Source organism: Mycobacterium sp. 852002-51057_SCH5723018 (assembly GCF_001667035.1).
Taxonomy (GTDB): Bacteria; Actinomycetota; Actinomycetes; order Mycobacteriales; family Mycobacteriaceae; genus Mycobacterium.
The window spans coordinates 1-15,549 of record NZ_LZIR01000074.1; the positions used below are offsets into that span (position 1 = coordinate 1).

Consider the following 15,549-nt stretch of genomic DNA (forward strand, 5'->3'; position numbering starts at 1 on the left):
CCCGGCCAGCACCCCGGCGGTGACCGTGGGACCGCGCAGTTGCGAGCGGCGCCGCACCCCGGCGCGGCCCGCGCGGGGGCCCCCCCGGGGGGGGGGGGGGGCGGGGGGGGGGGGGGCCCCCCCGCGACGGCCGCGCGCTCGTGGGTGCGGCGCGATCCCATCTCGACCAGCGGCCGCTCGTCGGCGGCGCTGACCATGCGCGCCGCGGCGGACGCGATGGCGGTGTCGTGGTTGAAGATCGACAGCGCCAGCGTTTCGAGCACCACGCATTCGGCAAAGCTGCCCGTCACGGACAGCACCGGCGATCCCGGAAAGTACAGCTCTCCCTCGGCGTAGCCGTCGATGTCGCCGCCGAACCGGAATTCGCGCAGGTAACCCACCGTGTCCGGGTCGAGGAACTGCGCCAGCAGCTGGCAGGCGTCATCGTCGAACGTGAACTGCGGCAACGCTTCCAGCAGCCGGCCGGTTCCGGCGACCACGCCGTAGCGGCGGCCGTCGGGCAGCCTGCGGGCGAACAGCTCGAACGTCGTCCGGCGATGGGCGGTGCCGTCGCGCAGCGCCGCCGCCAGCATCGTCAGCTCGTACTTGTCGGTCAGCAGCCCCGCGAGGGCGGGCTCATTCATGCCGCAACGGTAACGGCTGACGGCGGCGGACTCCGTCTCGGTATCGTGGGGGCCATGGTTGTTATGTCGGCGCCCACTAAACCGGGCACTACAGGACAACGGGAGTCCGCTCCGGTAGATGTCACGGCCAGCCCCTGGGTCACCATCGTGTGGGATGACCCGGTCAACCTGATGACTTATGTGACGTATGTCTTCCAGAAGTTGTTCGGCTACAGCGAGCCGCACGCCACCAAGCTGATGCTGCAGGTGCACAACGAAGGCAAGGCGGTGGTGTCGGCCGGCAGCCGGGAATCCATGGAAGTTGACGTGTCCAAGCTGCACGCCGCCGGTTTGTGGGCGACGCTGCAGCAGGACCGTTGAGCCCTGAGGTCGTCCGGGACTTTCTGTGCGCAAATGGAAGCGCGTCGAGACCGCCAACGGTCCACGTTTTCGGTCCGCCTTGGCCTCGCATGAGGCTGCGCTGCTCAAGAACCTGGTCACCGCGATGATCGGCTTGCTCGACGAGCGCGAATCTTCTGGCCCCGCAGACGAACTCGAGCAGATCACCGGCATCAAGACCGGCAACTCGGAACCGCCGCGGGATCCGACGCTGCGGCGGCTGCTGCCGGACTTCTATCGGCCCGATGAAGGCGACCTTCTGGGCGACGAGAGCCCCGAAAGCCTCAACGCCGCGCTGCGCAGCCTGCACGAGCCGGAGATCATCGACGCCAAACGCGTTGCCGCACAGCAGTTGTTGGACACCGTTCCGGACGACGGCGGCCGGTTCGAACTGACCGAGGAACAAGCGAACGCCTGGGTCGCGGCGGTCAACGACATTCGGTTGACGCTCGGGGTGATGCTCGAGATCGGGCCGCAGGGCCCGGAACGGCTGCCGGCCGACCATCCGCTGGCCGTGCACTTCGACGTCTACCAGTGGCTCACCGTGCTGCAGGAATACCTTGTCGTGGTCTTGATGGGGCCCCGATGACCTCGATGGCGGCGGGATGAACTCCATCACGGACGTCGGGGGGATCCGCGTCGGACACCATCACATGCTCGACCCGGACGCGTCGTTGGGCGCCGGTTGGGCGTGCGGCGTAACGGTTGTGCTGACCCCGCCGGGGACCATCGCCGGTGTCGATTGCCGCGGCGGCGCGCCCGCGACCCGGGAGACCGATGCGCTGGACCCCGTCAACACCGTGCGGTTCGTCGACGCGGTGTTATTGGCCGGCGGCAGCGCCTACGGCCTGGCCGCCGCGGACGGCGTCATGCGCTGGCTGGAAGAACACGAACTCGGCGTGGCCATGGACGGCGGGGTGGTGCCCATCGTTCCGGGGGCGGCGATCTTCGACCTGCCGGTCGGCGGCTGGGACCGGCGCCCCACTTCGGAGTTCGGATATGCGGCCTGCGAGGCGGCCGCCGGCGATGCCGCCATGGCCGTCGGGACGGTCGGCGCCGGGGTGGGTGCGCGGGTCGGGGTTCTCAAGGGTGGTCTCGGCACGGCGTCGACGACGCTGCCGTCCGGCGTCACCGTCGGGGCGGTGGTCGCCGTAAACGCCGCGGGCGATGTCGTCGACCGGGCAACCGGCCTGCCGTGGATGGCGGACTTGATCGACGAGTTCGCGCTGACCTCGCCTCCGGCCGCGCAGATCGACGCGCTCGCGCAGTTGCCGCCGGTGTTGAGCCGCCTGAACACCACCATCGCCGTGGTGGCCACCGACGCCGCGCTCAGCCCGGCTGCGTGCCGGCGCGTCGCGATCGCCGCCCACGACGGCCTGGCCCGCACCATCCGCCCGGCGCATACCCCGCTCGACGGCGATACGGTGTTCGCGCTGGCCACCGGGGCGGTCGAGGTGCCACCGCCGGCCGATCCGCCCGCCGCGTTCTCGCCGGAGACCGCGCTGGTCACCGAGGTGGGCGCGGCCGCGGCCGACTGCCTGGCCCGCGCGGTGTTGGTCGGGGTGTTGGCCGCCGAATCGGTGGCCGGAATACCGACCTACCGCGACATGTTGCCCGGAGCATTCGGCTCCCAGAAGCCCTAGAGGGGAAAAGACGTGCTGGTGATTCGCGCCGACCTGGTCGAGGCGATCGTCGACCACGCGCGCCGCGACCACCCCGACGAGGCGTGCGGGGTCATCGCCGGACCGGAGGGATCCGATCGTCCCGAGCGGTACATCCCGATGGCCAATGCCGAGCGTTCGCCGACTTTCTACCGATTCGACTCGGGCGAGCAGCTCAAGGTGTGGCGGTCGATGGAGGGCGCCGACGAGGTCCCCGTCGTCATCTATCACTCGCACACTGCGACGGAGGCCTACCCGAGCCGTACCGACGTCAACCTGGCCGCGGAGCCGGATGCGCACTACGTGTTGGTGTCCACCCGCGACCCGAACCGCCACGAGCTGCGCAGCTATCGCATCGTCCACGGCGCCGTCAGCGAAGAACCGGTCAACATTGTCGAGCAGTACCCGCCTGGCGACGATGCAGGCCGCGCAGCGGCGTGTGGAGGAGCCAGGCAATCGAACCCGCCTGGCGACGATGCAGGCCGCGCAGCGGCGTGTGGAGGAGCCAGGCAATCGAACGAAGAAAGGCCCGCATGAGCGTCACCGTGTCCATCCCGACCATCCTCAGGCCCCACACCGGCGGCGAGAAGCGCGTCGCGGCGACCGGCGACACGCTGGGTGCGGTCATCAACGACCTGGAGGCCAACTACACGGGCATCTCCGAGCGCCTGATCGACCCGTCTTCTCCAGGCAAGCTGCATCGCTTCGTGAACATCTACGTCAACGACGAGGACGTGCGGTTCTCGGGGGGCCTGGACACCGCGATCGGCGACGGCGACTCGGTCACCATCCTGCCCGCGGTGGCGGGTGGGTAAGCGGAGCGCATGACGCGCTACGACTCACTGCTGGCCGCCCTGGGCAACACGCCGCTGGTTGGGCTGTCGAGGCTCTCCCCGCGCTGGGATGACGGGGCGGACGGCCCGCACGTGCGGCTGTGGGCCAAGCTCGAGGATCGCAACCCGACCGGGTCGATCAAGGACCGGCCGGCACTGCGGATGATCGAGCAAGCCGAGCAGGACGGCCTGCTGGTGCCCGGCGCGACCATCCTCGAGCCGACGAGCGGGAACACCGGAATCTCGCTGGCGATGGCCGCCCGGCTGAAGGGCTATCGGCTGATCTGCGTGATGCCCGAGAACACCTCGGTGGAAAGACGCCAGCTGCTCGAACTGTACGGCGCGCAGATCATCTTCTCGCCGGCCGAGGGCGGCTCCAACACCGCGGTCGCCACCGCCAAGGAGCTGGCCGCGGCCAACCCGTCGTTGGTGATGCTCTATCAGTACGGCAACCCGGCCAACACGGAGTCGCACTACCGCGGGACCGGGCCCGAGCTCCTCGCCGACCTGCCCGAGATCACCCATTTCGTCGCCGGCCTGGGCACCACCGGGACCCTGATGGGCACCGGCCGGTTCCTGCGCGAGCGCGTGCCCGACGTCAAGATCGTGGCCGCCGAGCCGCGCTACGGCGAAGGCGTGTATGCCCTGCGAAACATCGACGAAGGCTTCGTGCCTGAGCTCTATGACCCCGACGTGCTGACGACCCGGTACTCGGTCGGAGCGGCCGACGCGGTGCGCCGCACCCGCGAGCTGGTGGACTCCGAGGGCATCTTCGCGGGCATCTCGACCGGAGCCGTCCTGCACGCCGCGCTGGCGATGGGCAACAAGGCGCTGAAGGCCGCTGAGCGCGCCGACGTCGCCTTCGTGGTCGCCGACGCCGGCTAGAAGTACCTGTCCACTGGCGCCTATGGCGGTAGCCTGGACGATGCCGAAAACGCTCTAGAAGGGCAGCTATGGGCATGACGCGCCGGCGACGATGCAGAGCGCAGCGATGAGGAGGAGCGGCGCAAGATGGCCGCGCCGGCGACGATGCAGAGCGCAGCGATGAGAAGGAGCGGCGCAACATGACCGGGCCGGTCGGGCATTCGGGTAAACGGGCGACACAGTCGAAAAAGCGACCGCATTGGATGGTCGGTGGGGCCACGATCCTCACGTTCGTCGCGTTGCTGTATCTCATCGAGCTAATCGATCAGCTGACGGGGCATTCGCTGGACCGCAACGGCATCAGGCCGCTGGAGGCCGACGGGCTGTGGGGGATCATCTGGGCGCCCTTCCTGCACGCGAACTGGACGCACCTGCTGGCCAATACCGTCCCCGCTCTGGTGCTGGGTTTCCTGATGACGCTGGCCGGGATGTCGCGATTCGTCTGGGCGACGGCGATCGTGTGGATCGTCGGCGGCTTCGGTACCTGGCTCATCGGCAACGCGGGCGGCTGCCCCTTCGAGTCCGACCACATCGGGGCCTCGGGCCTGATCTTCGGGTGGCTGACGTTCCTGTTGGTGTTCGGGATCTTCGTGCGCAGGTTCTGGGACATCGTCATCGGCCTGGTGGTGCTGTTCGCCTACGGCGGCATCCTGGTCAGCGCCGTCCCGATTCTCGACAAGTGCGGCGGCGTGTCCTGGCAGGGCCACTTGTGCGGCGCGCTGGCCGGCGTGCTGGCCGCCTACCTGTTGTCCGGTCCCGAGCGCAAGGCCCGCGCATCGAGGAGAGGCGGCGCACGGCGCACCAAGACATGAGCTCGCCACTAGCGCCCGTCGGGGTCTTCGACTCCGGCGTCGGGGGATTGACCGTCGCGCGCGCGATCATCGACCAACTGCCCGACGAGGACATGGTCTACGTCGGTGATACCGCCAACGGTCCGTACGGTCCGCTGCGAATCCCAGAGGTCCGCGCGCACGCGCTGGCCATCGGCGACGACCTGGTCGACCGCGGCGTCAAGGCGTTGGTGATCGCGTGCAACACGGCGTCGGCGGCGTGCCTGCGCGACGCCCGCGAACGCTACGGCGTCCCCGTCGTCGAGGTGATCCTGCCGGCCGTCCGCCGGGCCGTCGCCACCACCCGCAACGGGCGCATCGGTGTCATCGGCACCAAGGCGACCATCGCTTCGCACGCCTACCAGGACGCGTTCGCCGCCGCCCGCGACACGGAAATCACCGCGGTGGCCTGCCCGCGGTTCGTCGACTTTGTCGAGCGCGGCGTGACGAGCGGACGGCAGGTGCTCGGGCTGGCCGAGGGTTACCTGGAGCCGCTGCAACGCGCGCAGGTGGACACGCTGGTGCTGGGTTGCACGCACTATCCGCTGCTGTCCGGGCTGATCCAACTGGCGATGGGCGACAACGTCACTCTGGTGTCCAGCGCCGAAGAAACCGCCAAAGAATTGGTCCGGGTGCTTACCGAGAAGGACCTGCTGCGTCCCCACGAGGCGCCGCGGGCCACTCGCGTGTTCGAGGCCACCGGCGACCCCGAAGCGTTCACCAAACTGGCGGCGCGCTTTTTAGGTCCCGCGGTGACCGGCGTGCAGCCCGTTCACCGTTCCCGCGTGCCTTAATGCGGAGAGATTGGTCACACCAAAGCGGCGATGTTTTCTCCAACGTGCTATCGGGCATGGCACAGTAGTGTCCGTGCGAATAACCGTGCTCGGCTGCTCCGGCAGCGTTGTGGGTCCGGATTCGCCTGCATCGGGTTATCTGCTTCGGGCGCCGGATACCCCGCCGCTGGTACTCGATTTCGGCGGCGGTGTTCTCGGCGCGCTGCAGCGTTACGCCGACCCCGCTTCGGTGAACGTGTTGCTGTCTCACCTTCACGCCGATCACTGCCTGGATATGCCGGGGCTATTCGTGTGGCGTCGCTACCATCCGACACGCCCACTGGGAAAGTCGTTGTTGTACGGCCCCAGTGACACCTGGTCTCGGTTGGGGGCCGCGTCGTCGCCCTACGGCGGCGAGATCGACGACTGCTCCGACATCTTCGACGTTCATCACTGGGTCGACGGCGAGCCGGTGACCTTCGGCACGCTCACGGTGGTGCCGCGGGTGGTGGCTCACCCCACCGAGTCCTACGGTATGCGGGTCACCGATCCCAGCGGTGCGTCGTTCGTCTACAGCGGCGACACCGGCATGTGCGATCAACTCGTCGAGCTGGCCCGCGACGCCGACGTCTTTCTTTGCGAGGCCTCGTGGACACACGCTCCGGACCGCCCGCCCGCCCTGCATCTGTCCGGCACGGAAGCCGGCCGGGTCGCGAAACAGGCCGGCGTGCACGAGCTGTTGCTGACACACATTCCGCCGTGGACCTCGCGTGAGGACGTGATCAGCGAGGCGAAGGCCGAATTCGACGGTCCCGTGCACGCGGTGGTATGCGGTGAGACCTTCGATGTCCGCCGCTCGGAGAGGGTCTGAGCGCTCGCGTTAGGGTTGGCGCGTGTCGAAACGAGAAGACGGCCGCCTTGACGACGAGCTTCGCCCAGTGGTCATCACCCGCGGATTCACCGACCACCCGGCGGGTTCGGTACTGATCGAATTCGGCCACACCAAGGTCATGTGCACGGCCAGCGTCACCGAGGGGGTTCCACGCTGGCGCAAGGGATCCGGTCTCGGGTGGCTGACCGCGGAATACGCGATGCTGCCGTCGGCCACCCATACCCGCTCCGACCGCGAATCGGTGAAGGGCCGGCTCAGCGGACGCACCCAGGAAATCAGCCGGCTGATCGGTCGGTCGCTTCGCGCTTGCATCGATCTAAGGGCGTTGGGGGAGAACACAATTGCCGTCGACTGCGACGTGTTGCAGGCCGACGGCGGCACCCGCACCGCGGCCATCACGGGGGCCTACGTGGCGTTGGCCGACGCGGCGACCTACCTGTCGGCGGTGGGCAAGCTTTCCGATCCGCGGCCGCTGTCGTGTGCCATCGCCGCGGTCAGTGTCGGCGTCGTCGACGGCAGGATCCGGGTGGACCTGCCCTATGACGAAGACTCTCGCGCCGAGGTCGACATGAACGTCGTCGCGACCGATACCGGGACGCTGGTGGAGGTCCAGGGGACCGGCGAGGGCGCGACGTTTCCGCGGTCGACGCTGGACAAATTGCTCGACATGGCGCTGGGCGCATGCGATGAGTTGTTCGCCGCACAGCGCGAGGCGCTGGCGCAGCCTTACCCCGGTGTGCTGCCCAACGGACCCACACCGCCAAAGGCGTTCGGCAGCTGACCGCGCCGGCGACGATGCAGAGCGAAGCGATGAGGAGGAGCGGCGCTTCCGGCAAGCTGCTGGTCGCCAGCCGCAACCCCAAGAAGCTCGCGGAGCTGCGCCGGGTGCTCGAGGGCGCCGGCCTGTCGACGTTGACGCCCGTGTCGCTGAACGATGTGCCGCCGTTCGACGAGGCGCCCGAAACCGGTGCCACTTTTGAGGACAACGCGGTGGCCAAGGCGCGCGACGCGTTCGCCGCAACGGGTCTGGCCGCGGTGGCCGACGACTCGGGGCTGGAGGTGGCCGCCTTGAACGGGATGCCCGGTGTGCTGTCGGCCCGGTGGGCGGGCAACCACGGCGACGACGCGGCCAACACCGCGCTGCTGTTGGCGCAGTTGCGTGACGTGCCTGACGAACGGCGCGGCGCGGCGTTTGTGTCCGCGTGCGCGCTGGTCTCGGCATCCGGTGAGCTCGTCGTGCGCGGCTCGTGGCGGGGCACGATCGCGCGCGAACCCCGCGGTGACGGCGGATTCGGTTACGACCCGGTGTTCATTCCAGAAGGTAGCGAGCGGACGGCCGCGGAGCTGAGCCCGGCGGAGAAGGATGCGGTGTCGCACCGGGGTCGCGCGCTGCGGCTGCTGGTTCCGGCGCTGCGAGCGCTTGCTGAGCCGGGCGCCTAATCACTTCCGTCACAGGCGCCCCGGCGAAGGGGACGGTCGGCTTTTTGTCCACCCCTCAGCGACAGCGTGGGAGTTGTCGCTGAGACGTGGACACATAGTGCCTCGCCGTCAGAGCCCGAAGCGCTCCTTGACGTCCTTGGTCTGGAAGTGCTCGACGATGATGCCCAGCAGCGGGATGGTGCCGGATAGGAGCACTCCGATGGTCTTGCCGATCGGCCATCTGACCTTGATCGCGAGATTGAAGGCGGCGAGCACGTAGACGAAATACACCCAGCCGTGCACCACTTCGATCCACCGGATCTCGTGGTGGAAGGCGAGATGCGAGACGATCTCGTAGCACAGCGCGATGAGCCAGATGCCCGTCGTCCATGCCATGATCCGGTAGCCGAGCAACGCAGTGCGGATCTTGTCGGCGGGGACTGCGGGCAGGGGCGCTCCGGGCGTCTCGGGTGTGGTCATGCGGTGGTCCTGTTCTCCTTCTCGGCGTCCTTCTTGGCGAGCTCGGCCAAATAAGCGTTGTACTCCCGCAGCGCGGGATCGTCGGGCGGCTGGTGCTGCACTGGCTTGGGCCGCTCCGGCAGCAGACCGGCGGGTATCTCGGTCATTTCGCCGCTCTTGCGCGGTTCGGGCGGCTCCTCTTCGTAGCGAACGTATTTGCGGTATGCGTAGACGCAGAACCAGGCGAACAGCGGCCATTGCAGCGCGTACCCGAGATTCTGGAAGGTGCCCGAGACGGACTCGAACCTGGTCCACTGCCACCACCCCAACGCAAGGCAGCCGCAGGCCGCGACGATCACCAACGCGATCAGCGCGGGCCTGCGGCGACGGGCAGTGGACACCCCTTGAAGGTACCGCTCACCATTTGGGCCCGACGAATTCGTCGAGGGCGGCAGTAGACAGCTTCGGAGCCTTTTCGGGCGGTACGATCGGCACGCGGCGGGCGTGGCGAAATGGCATACGCGCCGGCTTTAGGTGCCGGTGCTCGAAAGAGCGTGAGGGTTCGAGTCCCTCCGCCCGCACTGTTCGGCCGACGTTTTGTCGTTCGTTTTACGGGTAAGCGCCATGGACTGCAGCAGTAGGGAGGCGCCATGGCCACCGGAGGCGAGCGACCATCGCCAGGCAAAGAAACCGTCACTGCAGACGATGTGGAACTCGCGGAACGCAGGGTCACAGCGGCCCGCGAACGCGCCGCCCACGCCGGACTCTCCGCCGCCCGGAGCATCGAAGAGTCGGCACGCTTACACGAGCGAGTCGCGAAGGTCCAAGAGGTAACCGTCGAGCAAGGCGCATCCGAGACGGGCGTACACCGCCGCTCCATAGCCCGTCACCGTGAAGCCGCGACCGACGATCGCCAGTTGGCCGAACAAAAGCGAGCGGAGTCCCAAGCCGACCTGTCTTTGGGCCCTGACCGGTAACCCTCAGTCGAACAGGTCCCGGTGCCGTTCGACGTATTGCTGCACGGTCTGCGCGGGATGGCCGGTGATGTCTCGAACGTCGTCGGTTGAGCGGTTGTAGCGGTCCGCGCGGTGCAATTTGGCAATGGTGGCGATGTGTTGTTCCACGTGCGCCGGCAACCCCAGTGCGCCCAGCTCGCGCGCCCACTCGTCGTCGGACGGCCGGGCCGCAGTGACGGGTCGGCCAAGAGCCTGCTCGTATTGCGCGGCGAGCTCGTCGACGTCAAGCGTTGCGGGGCCGGTCAATTCGTAGACCGCGTCTAGATGGTCCCGTGGCACGGTCATACCGCGGTGACGACGTCGGCCACGTCGCTAGAGGCGAGGTGCGGCCGCTTCCGAAAGCCAACTCCAGTCGGCCGGATTCTCCACCGATCGCCGACGCACGATCTTGCCGACGTCCGTGAAACCCATTGAGACGGAGGCGCTTTGACTTCACCGACCTATCTGATCACGGGTGCCGGCGGCGGTGTGGCGGGCGTCAGCCGGCAAGTGGTCAGCCGGCTGCTCGACAGCGGTAAGTCGGTTCGCGCCATGGTGTGAGGACTCCCGGGCCGACGCGCCGCGCGGCCCAGTCGGGCCACCCGGTGTTGACCATTGGTAAGGCAACCCTTAGTTTGTGGGGGTAACTTACTTGTCGGAGGGTGAATCGGGTGCAATCCGTTACGTCTCGTCAGGGCGGCCGACCCGCGCTCATCGCGGTGGGCGACGTCGTCCGGGTGGGCCGCGAGCTGGGCATGCAGCGGCTGAGCGTCAACGCGGTCGCGCAGCGGCTCGGCGTGTCGGCGACGGCCCTGTACCGCCACGTGGAAAGCCGGTGGGAACTCGAGCGCCTGGTCGGTGAAACCCTGCTCGCCGAACTCGAGCTGCGCGACGACCCCGCGGCCGAGATCGAAGCGCATCTGTTGTCGTTCGGTCTGCAGCTGCGGAACTTCACCGCCGGGCACCCGGGGCTGGCGGCATACCTTCAGGTGTTGTTTCCCCGCGGCGAGGCCGGCGCCCGGCTGCTGGCCACCGAGGTCGAGGCGCTGAGCCGGCGCGGTTACGCCCCGGACGCCGCAATGGTATTGAGCAGCGCGGTCGCCACACTCGCGATCAGCCTGGCCGCGCGGGAAGAGAACAATGCCAGCGTCACCGGCGGCGATCAGGCGAGCGGTTTTGCGGTGGAGCGTGACGCCGCCGCCGAAAGGCTGGCGAGTGATGCGCGGCTGGGCGAGGCCCATATCGGGTTGCCGCAGGTGTCAGATTCGGATTTCCTGAGGCTACTTTTGGCCGCATCGATTCGGGGCCTGGTCGCGGTGATCCCACCGGGTCGCCCGATCGGCGAGGCCGTTGCCGAGCTCGGCGCCGCGGGAGAGGACCGCTGATGGCACGCGGGTTTCAGGGCGTGATGCTGCGGGGCTTCGGCGCCCGCGACCACACCGCGACTGTCCTCGAAACCGTCCGCATCGCACCGCATTTCGTGCGGGTCCGGATGGAGTCACCGACCCTGTTCGAGGACGTGGAGGCCGAACCCGCCGCATGGCTGCGGTTTTGGTTCCCCGACCCCGAGGGTTCCAACACCGAGTTCCAGCGCGCGTACACGATCTCGGAGGCGGACGTCGACACCGGCCGCTTCGCCGTCGACGTCGTGCTGCACGAGCCGGCCGGCCCGGCATCGTTGTGGGCGCGCAACATCCAGCCCGGCGCGACGATCGCGGTGATGTCGCTGATGGGCTCGTCGCGGTTCGACGTCCCTGACGAACAGCCTGCCGGCTACCTACTGATCGGCGACTCCGCATCAATCCCCGGGATGAACGGAATCGTCGGAACCGTCCCCGATGACGTCCCGATCGAGATGTACCTCGAGCAGCACGACCACAACGACGCGCTGATCCCGATCGCGAATCATCCCCGGCTCCGGGTGCATTGGGTCGCGCGCCGCGACGACAAGTCGCTGGCCGCGGCCATCGAGAGCCGGGACTGGTCGGACTGGTACGCGTGGGCGACGCCCGAGGCCACGACGCTCAAGCATGTCCGAACGCGGTTGCGCGACGACTTCGGGTTTCCCAAGTCCGAGATCCACGCCCAGGCCTACTGGAGCGCCGGACGCGCGATGGGCACCCGCCGCGGCGACGAGGCCCAAGACGCGCCCGATAGTGCCCAGCCGGAAAGCATTGCGGCCCAGTCGGAACCGCTGAACCCGCCATCCCGCGGCAGTTGGCGCGCCCAGGCCGCCGGCCGGTTGCTGGCGCCGCTGCGGTCGGCGCTGATCCTGTCGGGCGTGCTGCAGGCCGTGATCACGCTTTTGCAGCTGGCTCCATTTGTGCTGCTGGTCGAACTGGCCCGGCTGCTGGCGTCCGGCGCCGAGGCGCCCCGACTGTGGACCGTCGGCGTTGCGGCCGTCACGCTGCTGGGGATCGGTACCCTCCTCGGCGCCGCGCTCACCCTGTGGCTGCATGTCGTCGACGCGCGATTCGCAAACGACCTGCGCTCACGGCTATTGACCAAGCTGTCCCGATTGCCGTTGGGCTGGTTCACCGCCGGTGGCTCGGGTTCGATCAAGCAACTGGTGCAGGACGACACGCTGTCCTTGCACTATCTGGTCACGCACGCCATCCCGGACGCGGTCGCCGCGGTAGTCGCACCCGTGGCGGTGCTGGCCTACCTGTTCGTCGTCGACTGGCGGGTGGCGCTCGTGCTGTTTGTGCCCGTTTTGGTCTATCTGGTGCTGACGTCCTCCATCACCATTCAGTCCGGCCCGCGCATCACGCAGTCGCAGCGCTGGGCCGAGAAGATGAGTGGGGAGGCCGGCGCCTACCTCGAGGGCCAGCCGGTGATCCGCGTCTTCGGCGGCGCCGCGGCGTCCAGCTTCCGGCGCCGCCTCGACGAGTACATCGGATTCCTGGTGGCCTGGCAGCGTCCGCTTGCCGGCAAGAAAACGGTGATGGATCTGGCCACCCGCCCTTCGACGTTCCTGTGGCTCATCGCGGTCACCGGCACCTTGCTGGTCGTCACCAACCGGATGGATCCGGTCAACCTGTTGCCATTCCTGTTGTTGGGCACGACCTTCGGCGCGCGCTTGCTGGGTATCGCCTACGGGCTCGGTGGCATCCGGGCCGGGACGGTGGCAGCGCGCCGCCTTCAGAACACCCTCGACGAACCCGAACTCGCCGTGCGCGACGCGGAAGTGCTCCAAGGCGACTCGCCGGCCACCGTGGAGTTTGACCGCGTCAGCTTCGGCTACCGCCCCGGCGTTCCGGTGATCCGGGACGTGTCGCTGAGGCTGCGGCCGGGCAGCGTCACCGCGTTGGTTGGTCCGTCAGGCTCCGGGAAGTCGACGCTCGCCGGGCTGCTGGCCCGCTTCCACGACGTCGACGAAGGCGCGATCCGCCTGGGCGGACAGGACATTCGATCACTCACGGCCGAAGAGCTCTACACCCGCGTCGGTTTCGTGCTGCAGGAAACACAGCTGGTGCACGGCACCGTCGCACAAAACATCGCGCTGGCCGTCCCGGACGCCACCGCCGCACAGATCCAGGCCGCGGCGCGCGAGGCGCAGATCCACGACCGCATCATGCGGTTGCCCGACGGCTACGACACCGTGCTGGGTGCCGGCACCGGGCTGTCGGGCGGGGAACGCCAACGGCTGACCATCGCCCGTGCCATCCTCGCCGACACCCCGGTCCTGATCCTCGACGAGGCCACGGCGTTCGCCGACCCGGAATCGGAATACCTTGTGCAGCAAGCACTCAACCGGCTGACCCGGGAGCGCACCGTCTTGGTCATCGCCCATCGACTGCACACCGTCACCCGGGCCGACCAGATCGTGGTCCTCGATCACGGCCGGGTCGCCGAGTGCGGCACCCACGAGGAGCTGCTCGCCGCGGACGGACGCTACCGCCGGCTGTGGGACACCGGCCACTCGGTGCCCGCGGCCGCTGCTCGGGAGGGGGCGCGATGATCCGCACCTGGCTCGGTCTCGTTCCAAAAGGCCGGCACGCCAACGTGATTGCTTACGTCGCGCTGGCGCTCGCCTCCGTGGTGGTGCGAGCGGTGGGCACCGTGCTGCTGGTGCCGCTGGTGGCCGCATTGTTCAGCGACTCTCCGCACCGGGCGCTGGTGTGGCTGGGCGGGCTCACCGCCGCGACGGTCACCGGGTGGGTGATCGACACCGCGACGGCGCGCATCGGGTTCGATCTGGGCTTCGCCGTCCTCGACCACACCCAACACGATGTGGCGGACCGGCTTCCCGATGTCCGGCTGGATTGGTTCACCGCCGAAAACACCGCGACGGCACGGCAGGCGATCGCGTCAACCGGGCCCGAGCTCGTCGGTCTCGTGGTCAACCTGCTGACCCCACTGGTCAGCGCGATCATGCTGCCGGCGGCGATCGCGCTGGCCCTGCTGCCCGTCTCCTGGCAGCTCGGCCTGGCCGCACTCGGCGGCGTGCCGCTGCTGCTGGGCGCGCTGTGGGCGTCCGCGCGACTGGCGCGTCGCGCCGATGCCGCGGCGGCCGAGGCCAACATCGCGCTCACCGAACGGATCATCGAGTTCGCCCGGACCCAGCAGGCGTTGCGGGCCGCGCGGCGCGTCGAGCCGGCCCGCAGCCTGGTCGGCGATGCGCTGAATGCACACCGCGGCGCGACGATGCGGCTGTTGTCCATGCAGGTCCCCGGACAGCTGCTGTTCAGCCTCGCCAGCCAGCTGGCCCTCATCCTGCTGGCGGGGGCGACCACGGCCCTGACGGTGAACGGCACACTGACGGTGCCGCAGGCCATCGCGTTGATCGTCGTGATCGCCCGGTACCTCGAGCCGTTTTCCAGCATCGGCGAGCTGGCCCCGGCACTGGAAAGCACCCGCGCCACACTGGACCGCATTCGCTCCGTACTGGCCGCGCCCGTCATGAACGCCGGTGCCGCCCCGCTGCCCACCGGCGTCGGGGCCCCGCGCATCGAGTTCGCCGACGTCACCTTCGGCTACGGGGGTTTCAGTGGTTCGAGCGCGCCGGTGCTCGACGGCGTGAGCTTCTCGTTGCGGCCCGGGAGTACCACCGCGCTCGTAGGCCCTTCCGGCTCGGGCAAGAGCACCATCCTGGCGCTCATCGCCGGCCTGTACGAGCCGACCCGCGGCCGGGTGCTCATCGAGGGTGTCGACGCCGCGACGCTGGACGCCGAGGCCCGCCGCGCGACCAGCAGCGTCGTGTTCCAGCACCCATACCTGTTCCACGGGACCATCCGCGAAAACGTCTTGGCCGGAAACCCGTCCGCCGGCGAGGCTCATTTCGCGCGGGCGGTCGAGCTGGCGCGGGTCGACGAACTCACCGGCCGGTTGCCCGACGGTGCCGACACAGTCGTCGGCGAGGCGGGTTCGACGCTGTCGGGCGGCGAACGGCAGCGGGTCAGCATCGCACGCGCCCTGCTGAAGGCGGCGCCGATACTGCTGGTCGACGAGGCGACCAGCGCTCTCGACACCGAGAACGAGGCCGCGGTGGTCGACGCACTCACCGCCGATCCGCGCTCGCGCACGCGGGTGATCGTCGCCCACCGGTTGGCAAGCATCCGCCACGCCGACCGCGTCCTGTTCCTCGAGGATGGCCGAATCACCGAGGACGGCACCGTCGACGAACTGCTCGCCGCGGGTGGGCGTTTCGAGGAGTTCTGGCGCCAGCAGCGCGAGGCCGCCGAATGGCGGATTCTCGCCGAGTGAATTGCGGCGGTTGACCCGCGGCTCTTGCGGTATGCCTTACAGTTGATCGGTCAGTC

16 protein-coding genes, 1 tRNA gene and 4 pseudogenes are annotated in these 15,549 nt (G+C 68.7%); 17 read left to right on the top strand and 4 right to left on the bottom strand.

Going from position 1 to position 15,549, the window contains the following annotated elements:
• Positions 1 to 623 (bottom strand): annotated as a pseudogene (locus tag A5764_RS15025) (hypothetical protein); the annotation flags it as partial.
• Positions 624 to 677: 54 nt separating this feature from the next.
• Here A5764_RS15025 and clpS point away from each other — a divergent pair.
• From clpS to rdgB, 12 genes and pseudogenes are all read left to right on the top strand, one after another.
• Positions 678 to 983 carry an ATP-dependent Clp protease adapter ClpS gene (gene clpS / locus A5764_RS15030; protein ID WP_067114307.1) on the top strand — a complete coding sequence of 102 codons (306 nt, stop codon included), beginning with the start codon at positions 678 to 680 and terminating at the stop codon, positions 981 to 983.
• 25 nt (positions 984 to 1,008) lie between these two features.
• Positions 1,009 to 1,590 carry a DUF2017 domain-containing protein gene (locus A5764_RS15035; RefSeq protein ID WP_067114308.1) on the top strand — a complete coding sequence of 194 codons (582 nt, stop codon included), beginning with the start codon at positions 1,009 to 1,011 and terminating at the stop codon, positions 1,588 to 1,590.
• A gap of 16 nt (positions 1,591 to 1,606) precedes the next feature.
• Positions 1,607 to 2,644: a P1 family peptidase gene (locus tag A5764_RS15040; protein WP_067114309.1), complete on the top strand. Its 1,038-nt coding sequence runs from the start codon at positions 1,607 to 1,609 to the stop codon at positions 2,642 to 2,644.
• Positions 2,645 to 2,656: 12 nt separating this feature from the next.
• Positions 2,657 to 3,067, top strand: a pseudogene (locus A5764_RS15045) (Mov34/MPN/PAD-1 family protein); the annotation flags it as partial.
• Positions 3,068 to 3,195: 128 nt separating this feature from the next.
• Entirely contained in the window at positions 3,196 to 3,477 is a 282-nt protein-coding gene (locus tag A5764_RS15050; RefSeq protein WP_067114310.1) for a MoaD/ThiS family protein, read from the top strand.
• A gap of 9 nt (positions 3,478 to 3,486) precedes the next feature.
• Positions 3,487 to 4,458: pseudogene (locus A5764_RS15055) on the top strand (cysteine synthase).
• 13 nt (positions 4,459 to 4,471) lie between these two features.
• Positions 4,472 to 4,545 (top strand): annotated as a pseudogene (locus tag A5764_RS30080) (hypothetical protein); the annotation flags it as partial.
• Between the two features lie 14 nt (positions 4,546 to 4,559).
• Complete coding sequence (locus tag A5764_RS15060) at positions 4,560 to 5,231, top strand: rhomboid family intramembrane serine protease (protein WP_067114311.1); 672 nt, start codon at positions 4,560 to 4,562, stop codon at positions 5,229 to 5,231.
• Positions 5,228 to 6,043 (top strand): glutamate racemase, encoded by an 816-nt coding sequence (gene murI, locus A5764_RS15065; protein ID WP_067114312.1) that lies wholly within the window; start codon positions 5,228 to 5,230, stop codon positions 6,041 to 6,043. Before A5764_RS15060 ends, murI begins: the two co-directional genes overlap by 4 nt.
• Before the next feature lie 67 nt (positions 6,044 to 6,110).
• Positions 6,111 to 6,893 carry a cyclic nucleotide-degrading phosphodiesterase gene (locus A5764_RS15070; protein WP_067114313.1) on the top strand — a complete coding sequence of 261 codons (783 nt, stop codon included), beginning with the start codon at positions 6,111 to 6,113 and terminating at the stop codon, positions 6,891 to 6,893.
• Positions 6,894 to 6,915: 22 nt separating this feature from the next.
• Complete coding sequence (gene rph, locus A5764_RS15075) at positions 6,916 to 7,695, top strand: ribonuclease PH (protein WP_067114314.1); 780 nt, start codon at positions 6,916 to 6,918, stop codon at positions 7,693 to 7,695.
• Positions 7,696 to 7,724: 29 nt separating this feature from the next.
• Entirely contained in the window at positions 7,725 to 8,354 is a 630-nt protein-coding gene (gene rdgB, locus A5764_RS15080; protein WP_067114382.1) for an RdgB/HAM1 family non-canonical purine NTP pyrophosphatase, read from the top strand.
• Positions 8,355 to 8,462: 108 nt separating this feature from the next.
• Here rdgB and A5764_RS15085 read toward each other — a convergent pair whose 3' ends face one another.
• Positions 8,463 to 8,813, bottom strand: a complete 351-nt coding sequence (locus tag A5764_RS15085; RefSeq protein ID WP_067114315.1) for a DUF3817 domain-containing protein — start codon at positions 8,811 to 8,813, stop codon at positions 8,463 to 8,465.
• Positions 8,810 to 9,193 (bottom strand): hypothetical protein, encoded by a 384-nt coding sequence (locus A5764_RS15090; protein ID WP_067114316.1) that lies wholly within the window; start codon positions 9,191 to 9,193, stop codon positions 8,810 to 8,812. The genes A5764_RS15085 and A5764_RS15090 overlap by 4 nt, the downstream gene beginning before the upstream one ends.
• Before the next feature lie 97 nt (positions 9,194 to 9,290).
• Here A5764_RS15090 and A5764_RS15095 point away from each other — a divergent pair.
• Positions 9,291 to 9,373 (top strand) — tRNA-Leu (locus A5764_RS15095).
• A 69-nt stretch (positions 9,374 to 9,442) separates the two neighbouring features.
• Positions 9,443 to 9,769, top strand: a complete 327-nt coding sequence (locus A5764_RS30085; RefSeq protein WP_082951712.1) for a hypothetical protein — start codon at positions 9,443 to 9,445, stop codon at positions 9,767 to 9,769.
• Positions 9,770 to 9,772: 3 nt separating this feature from the next.
• Here the strand turns inward: A5764_RS30085 and A5764_RS15100 are convergent, their stop codons facing one another.
• Positions 9,773 to 10,093 carry a hypothetical protein gene (locus tag A5764_RS15100; RefSeq protein WP_067114317.1) on the bottom strand — a complete coding sequence of 107 codons (321 nt, stop codon included), beginning with the start codon at positions 10,091 to 10,093 and terminating at the stop codon, positions 9,773 to 9,775.
• 365 nt (positions 10,094 to 10,458) lie between these two features.
• Here A5764_RS15100 and A5764_RS15105 point away from each other — a divergent pair, with 365 nt between their 5' ends.
• The 3 genes from A5764_RS15105 to A5764_RS15115 are packed head-to-tail and all read left to right on the top strand — an operon-like array spanning position 10,459 to position 15,493.
• A complete protein-coding gene (locus tag A5764_RS15105; RefSeq protein WP_067114383.1) occupies positions 10,459 to 11,172 on the top strand; it encodes a TetR family transcriptional regulator in 714 nt (237 codons plus the stop codon).
• Entirely contained in the window at positions 11,172 to 13,748 is a 2,577-nt protein-coding gene (locus A5764_RS15110; RefSeq protein ID WP_067114318.1) for an ABC transporter ATP-binding protein/permease, read from the top strand. Before A5764_RS15105 ends, A5764_RS15110 begins: the two co-directional genes overlap by 1 nt.
• A complete protein-coding gene (locus A5764_RS15115) occupies positions 13,745 to 15,493 on the top strand; it encodes an ABC transporter ATP-binding protein (RefSeq protein WP_067114319.1) in 1,749 nt (582 codons plus the stop codon). The genes A5764_RS15110 and A5764_RS15115 overlap by 4 nt, the downstream gene beginning before the upstream one ends.
• Positions 15,494 to 15,549 lie beyond the last annotated feature (56 nt).

Excerpts from the sequence above, each read along its gene's own strand:
- clpS (WP_067114307.1), top strand. The coding sequence starts at position 678 with ATGGTTGTTATGTCGGCGCCCACTAAACCGGGCACTACAGGACAACGG.
- A5764_RS15040 (WP_067114309.1), top strand. The coding sequence starts at position 1,607 with ATGAACTCCATCACGGACGTCGGGGGGATCCGCGTCGGACACCATCAC.
- A5764_RS15050 (WP_067114310.1), top strand. The coding sequence starts at position 3,196 with ATGAGCGTCACCGTGTCCATCCCGACCATCCTCAGGCCCCACACCGGC.
- A5764_RS15060 (WP_067114311.1), top strand. The coding sequence starts at position 4,560 with ATGACCGGGCCGGTCGGGCATTCGGGTAAACGGGCGACACAGTCGAAA.
- murI (WP_067114312.1), top strand. The coding sequence starts at position 5,228 with ATGAGCTCGCCACTAGCGCCCGTCGGGGTCTTCGACTCCGGCGTCGGG.
- rdgB (WP_067114382.1), top strand. The coding sequence starts at position 7,725 with ATGAGGAGGAGCGGCGCTTCCGGCAAGCTGCTGGTCGCCAGCCGCAAC.
- A5764_RS15085 (WP_067114315.1), bottom strand. The coding sequence starts at position 8,813 with ATGACCACACCCGAGACGCCCGGAGCGCCCCTGCCCGCAGTCCCCGCC.
- A5764_RS30085 (WP_082951712.1), top strand. The coding sequence starts at position 9,443 with ATGGCCACCGGAGGCGAGCGACCATCGCCAGGCAAAGAAACCGTCACT.
- A5764_RS15100 (WP_067114317.1), bottom strand. The coding sequence starts at position 10,093 with ATGACCGTGCCACGGGACCATCTAGACGCGGTCTACGAATTGACCGGC.
- A5764_RS15110 (WP_067114318.1), top strand. The coding sequence starts at position 11,172 with ATGGCACGCGGGTTTCAGGGCGTGATGCTGCGGGGCTTCGGCGCCCGC.
- A5764_RS15115 (WP_067114319.1), top strand. The coding sequence starts at position 13,745 with ATGATCCGCACCTGGCTCGGTCTCGTTCCAAAAGGCCGGCACGCCAAC.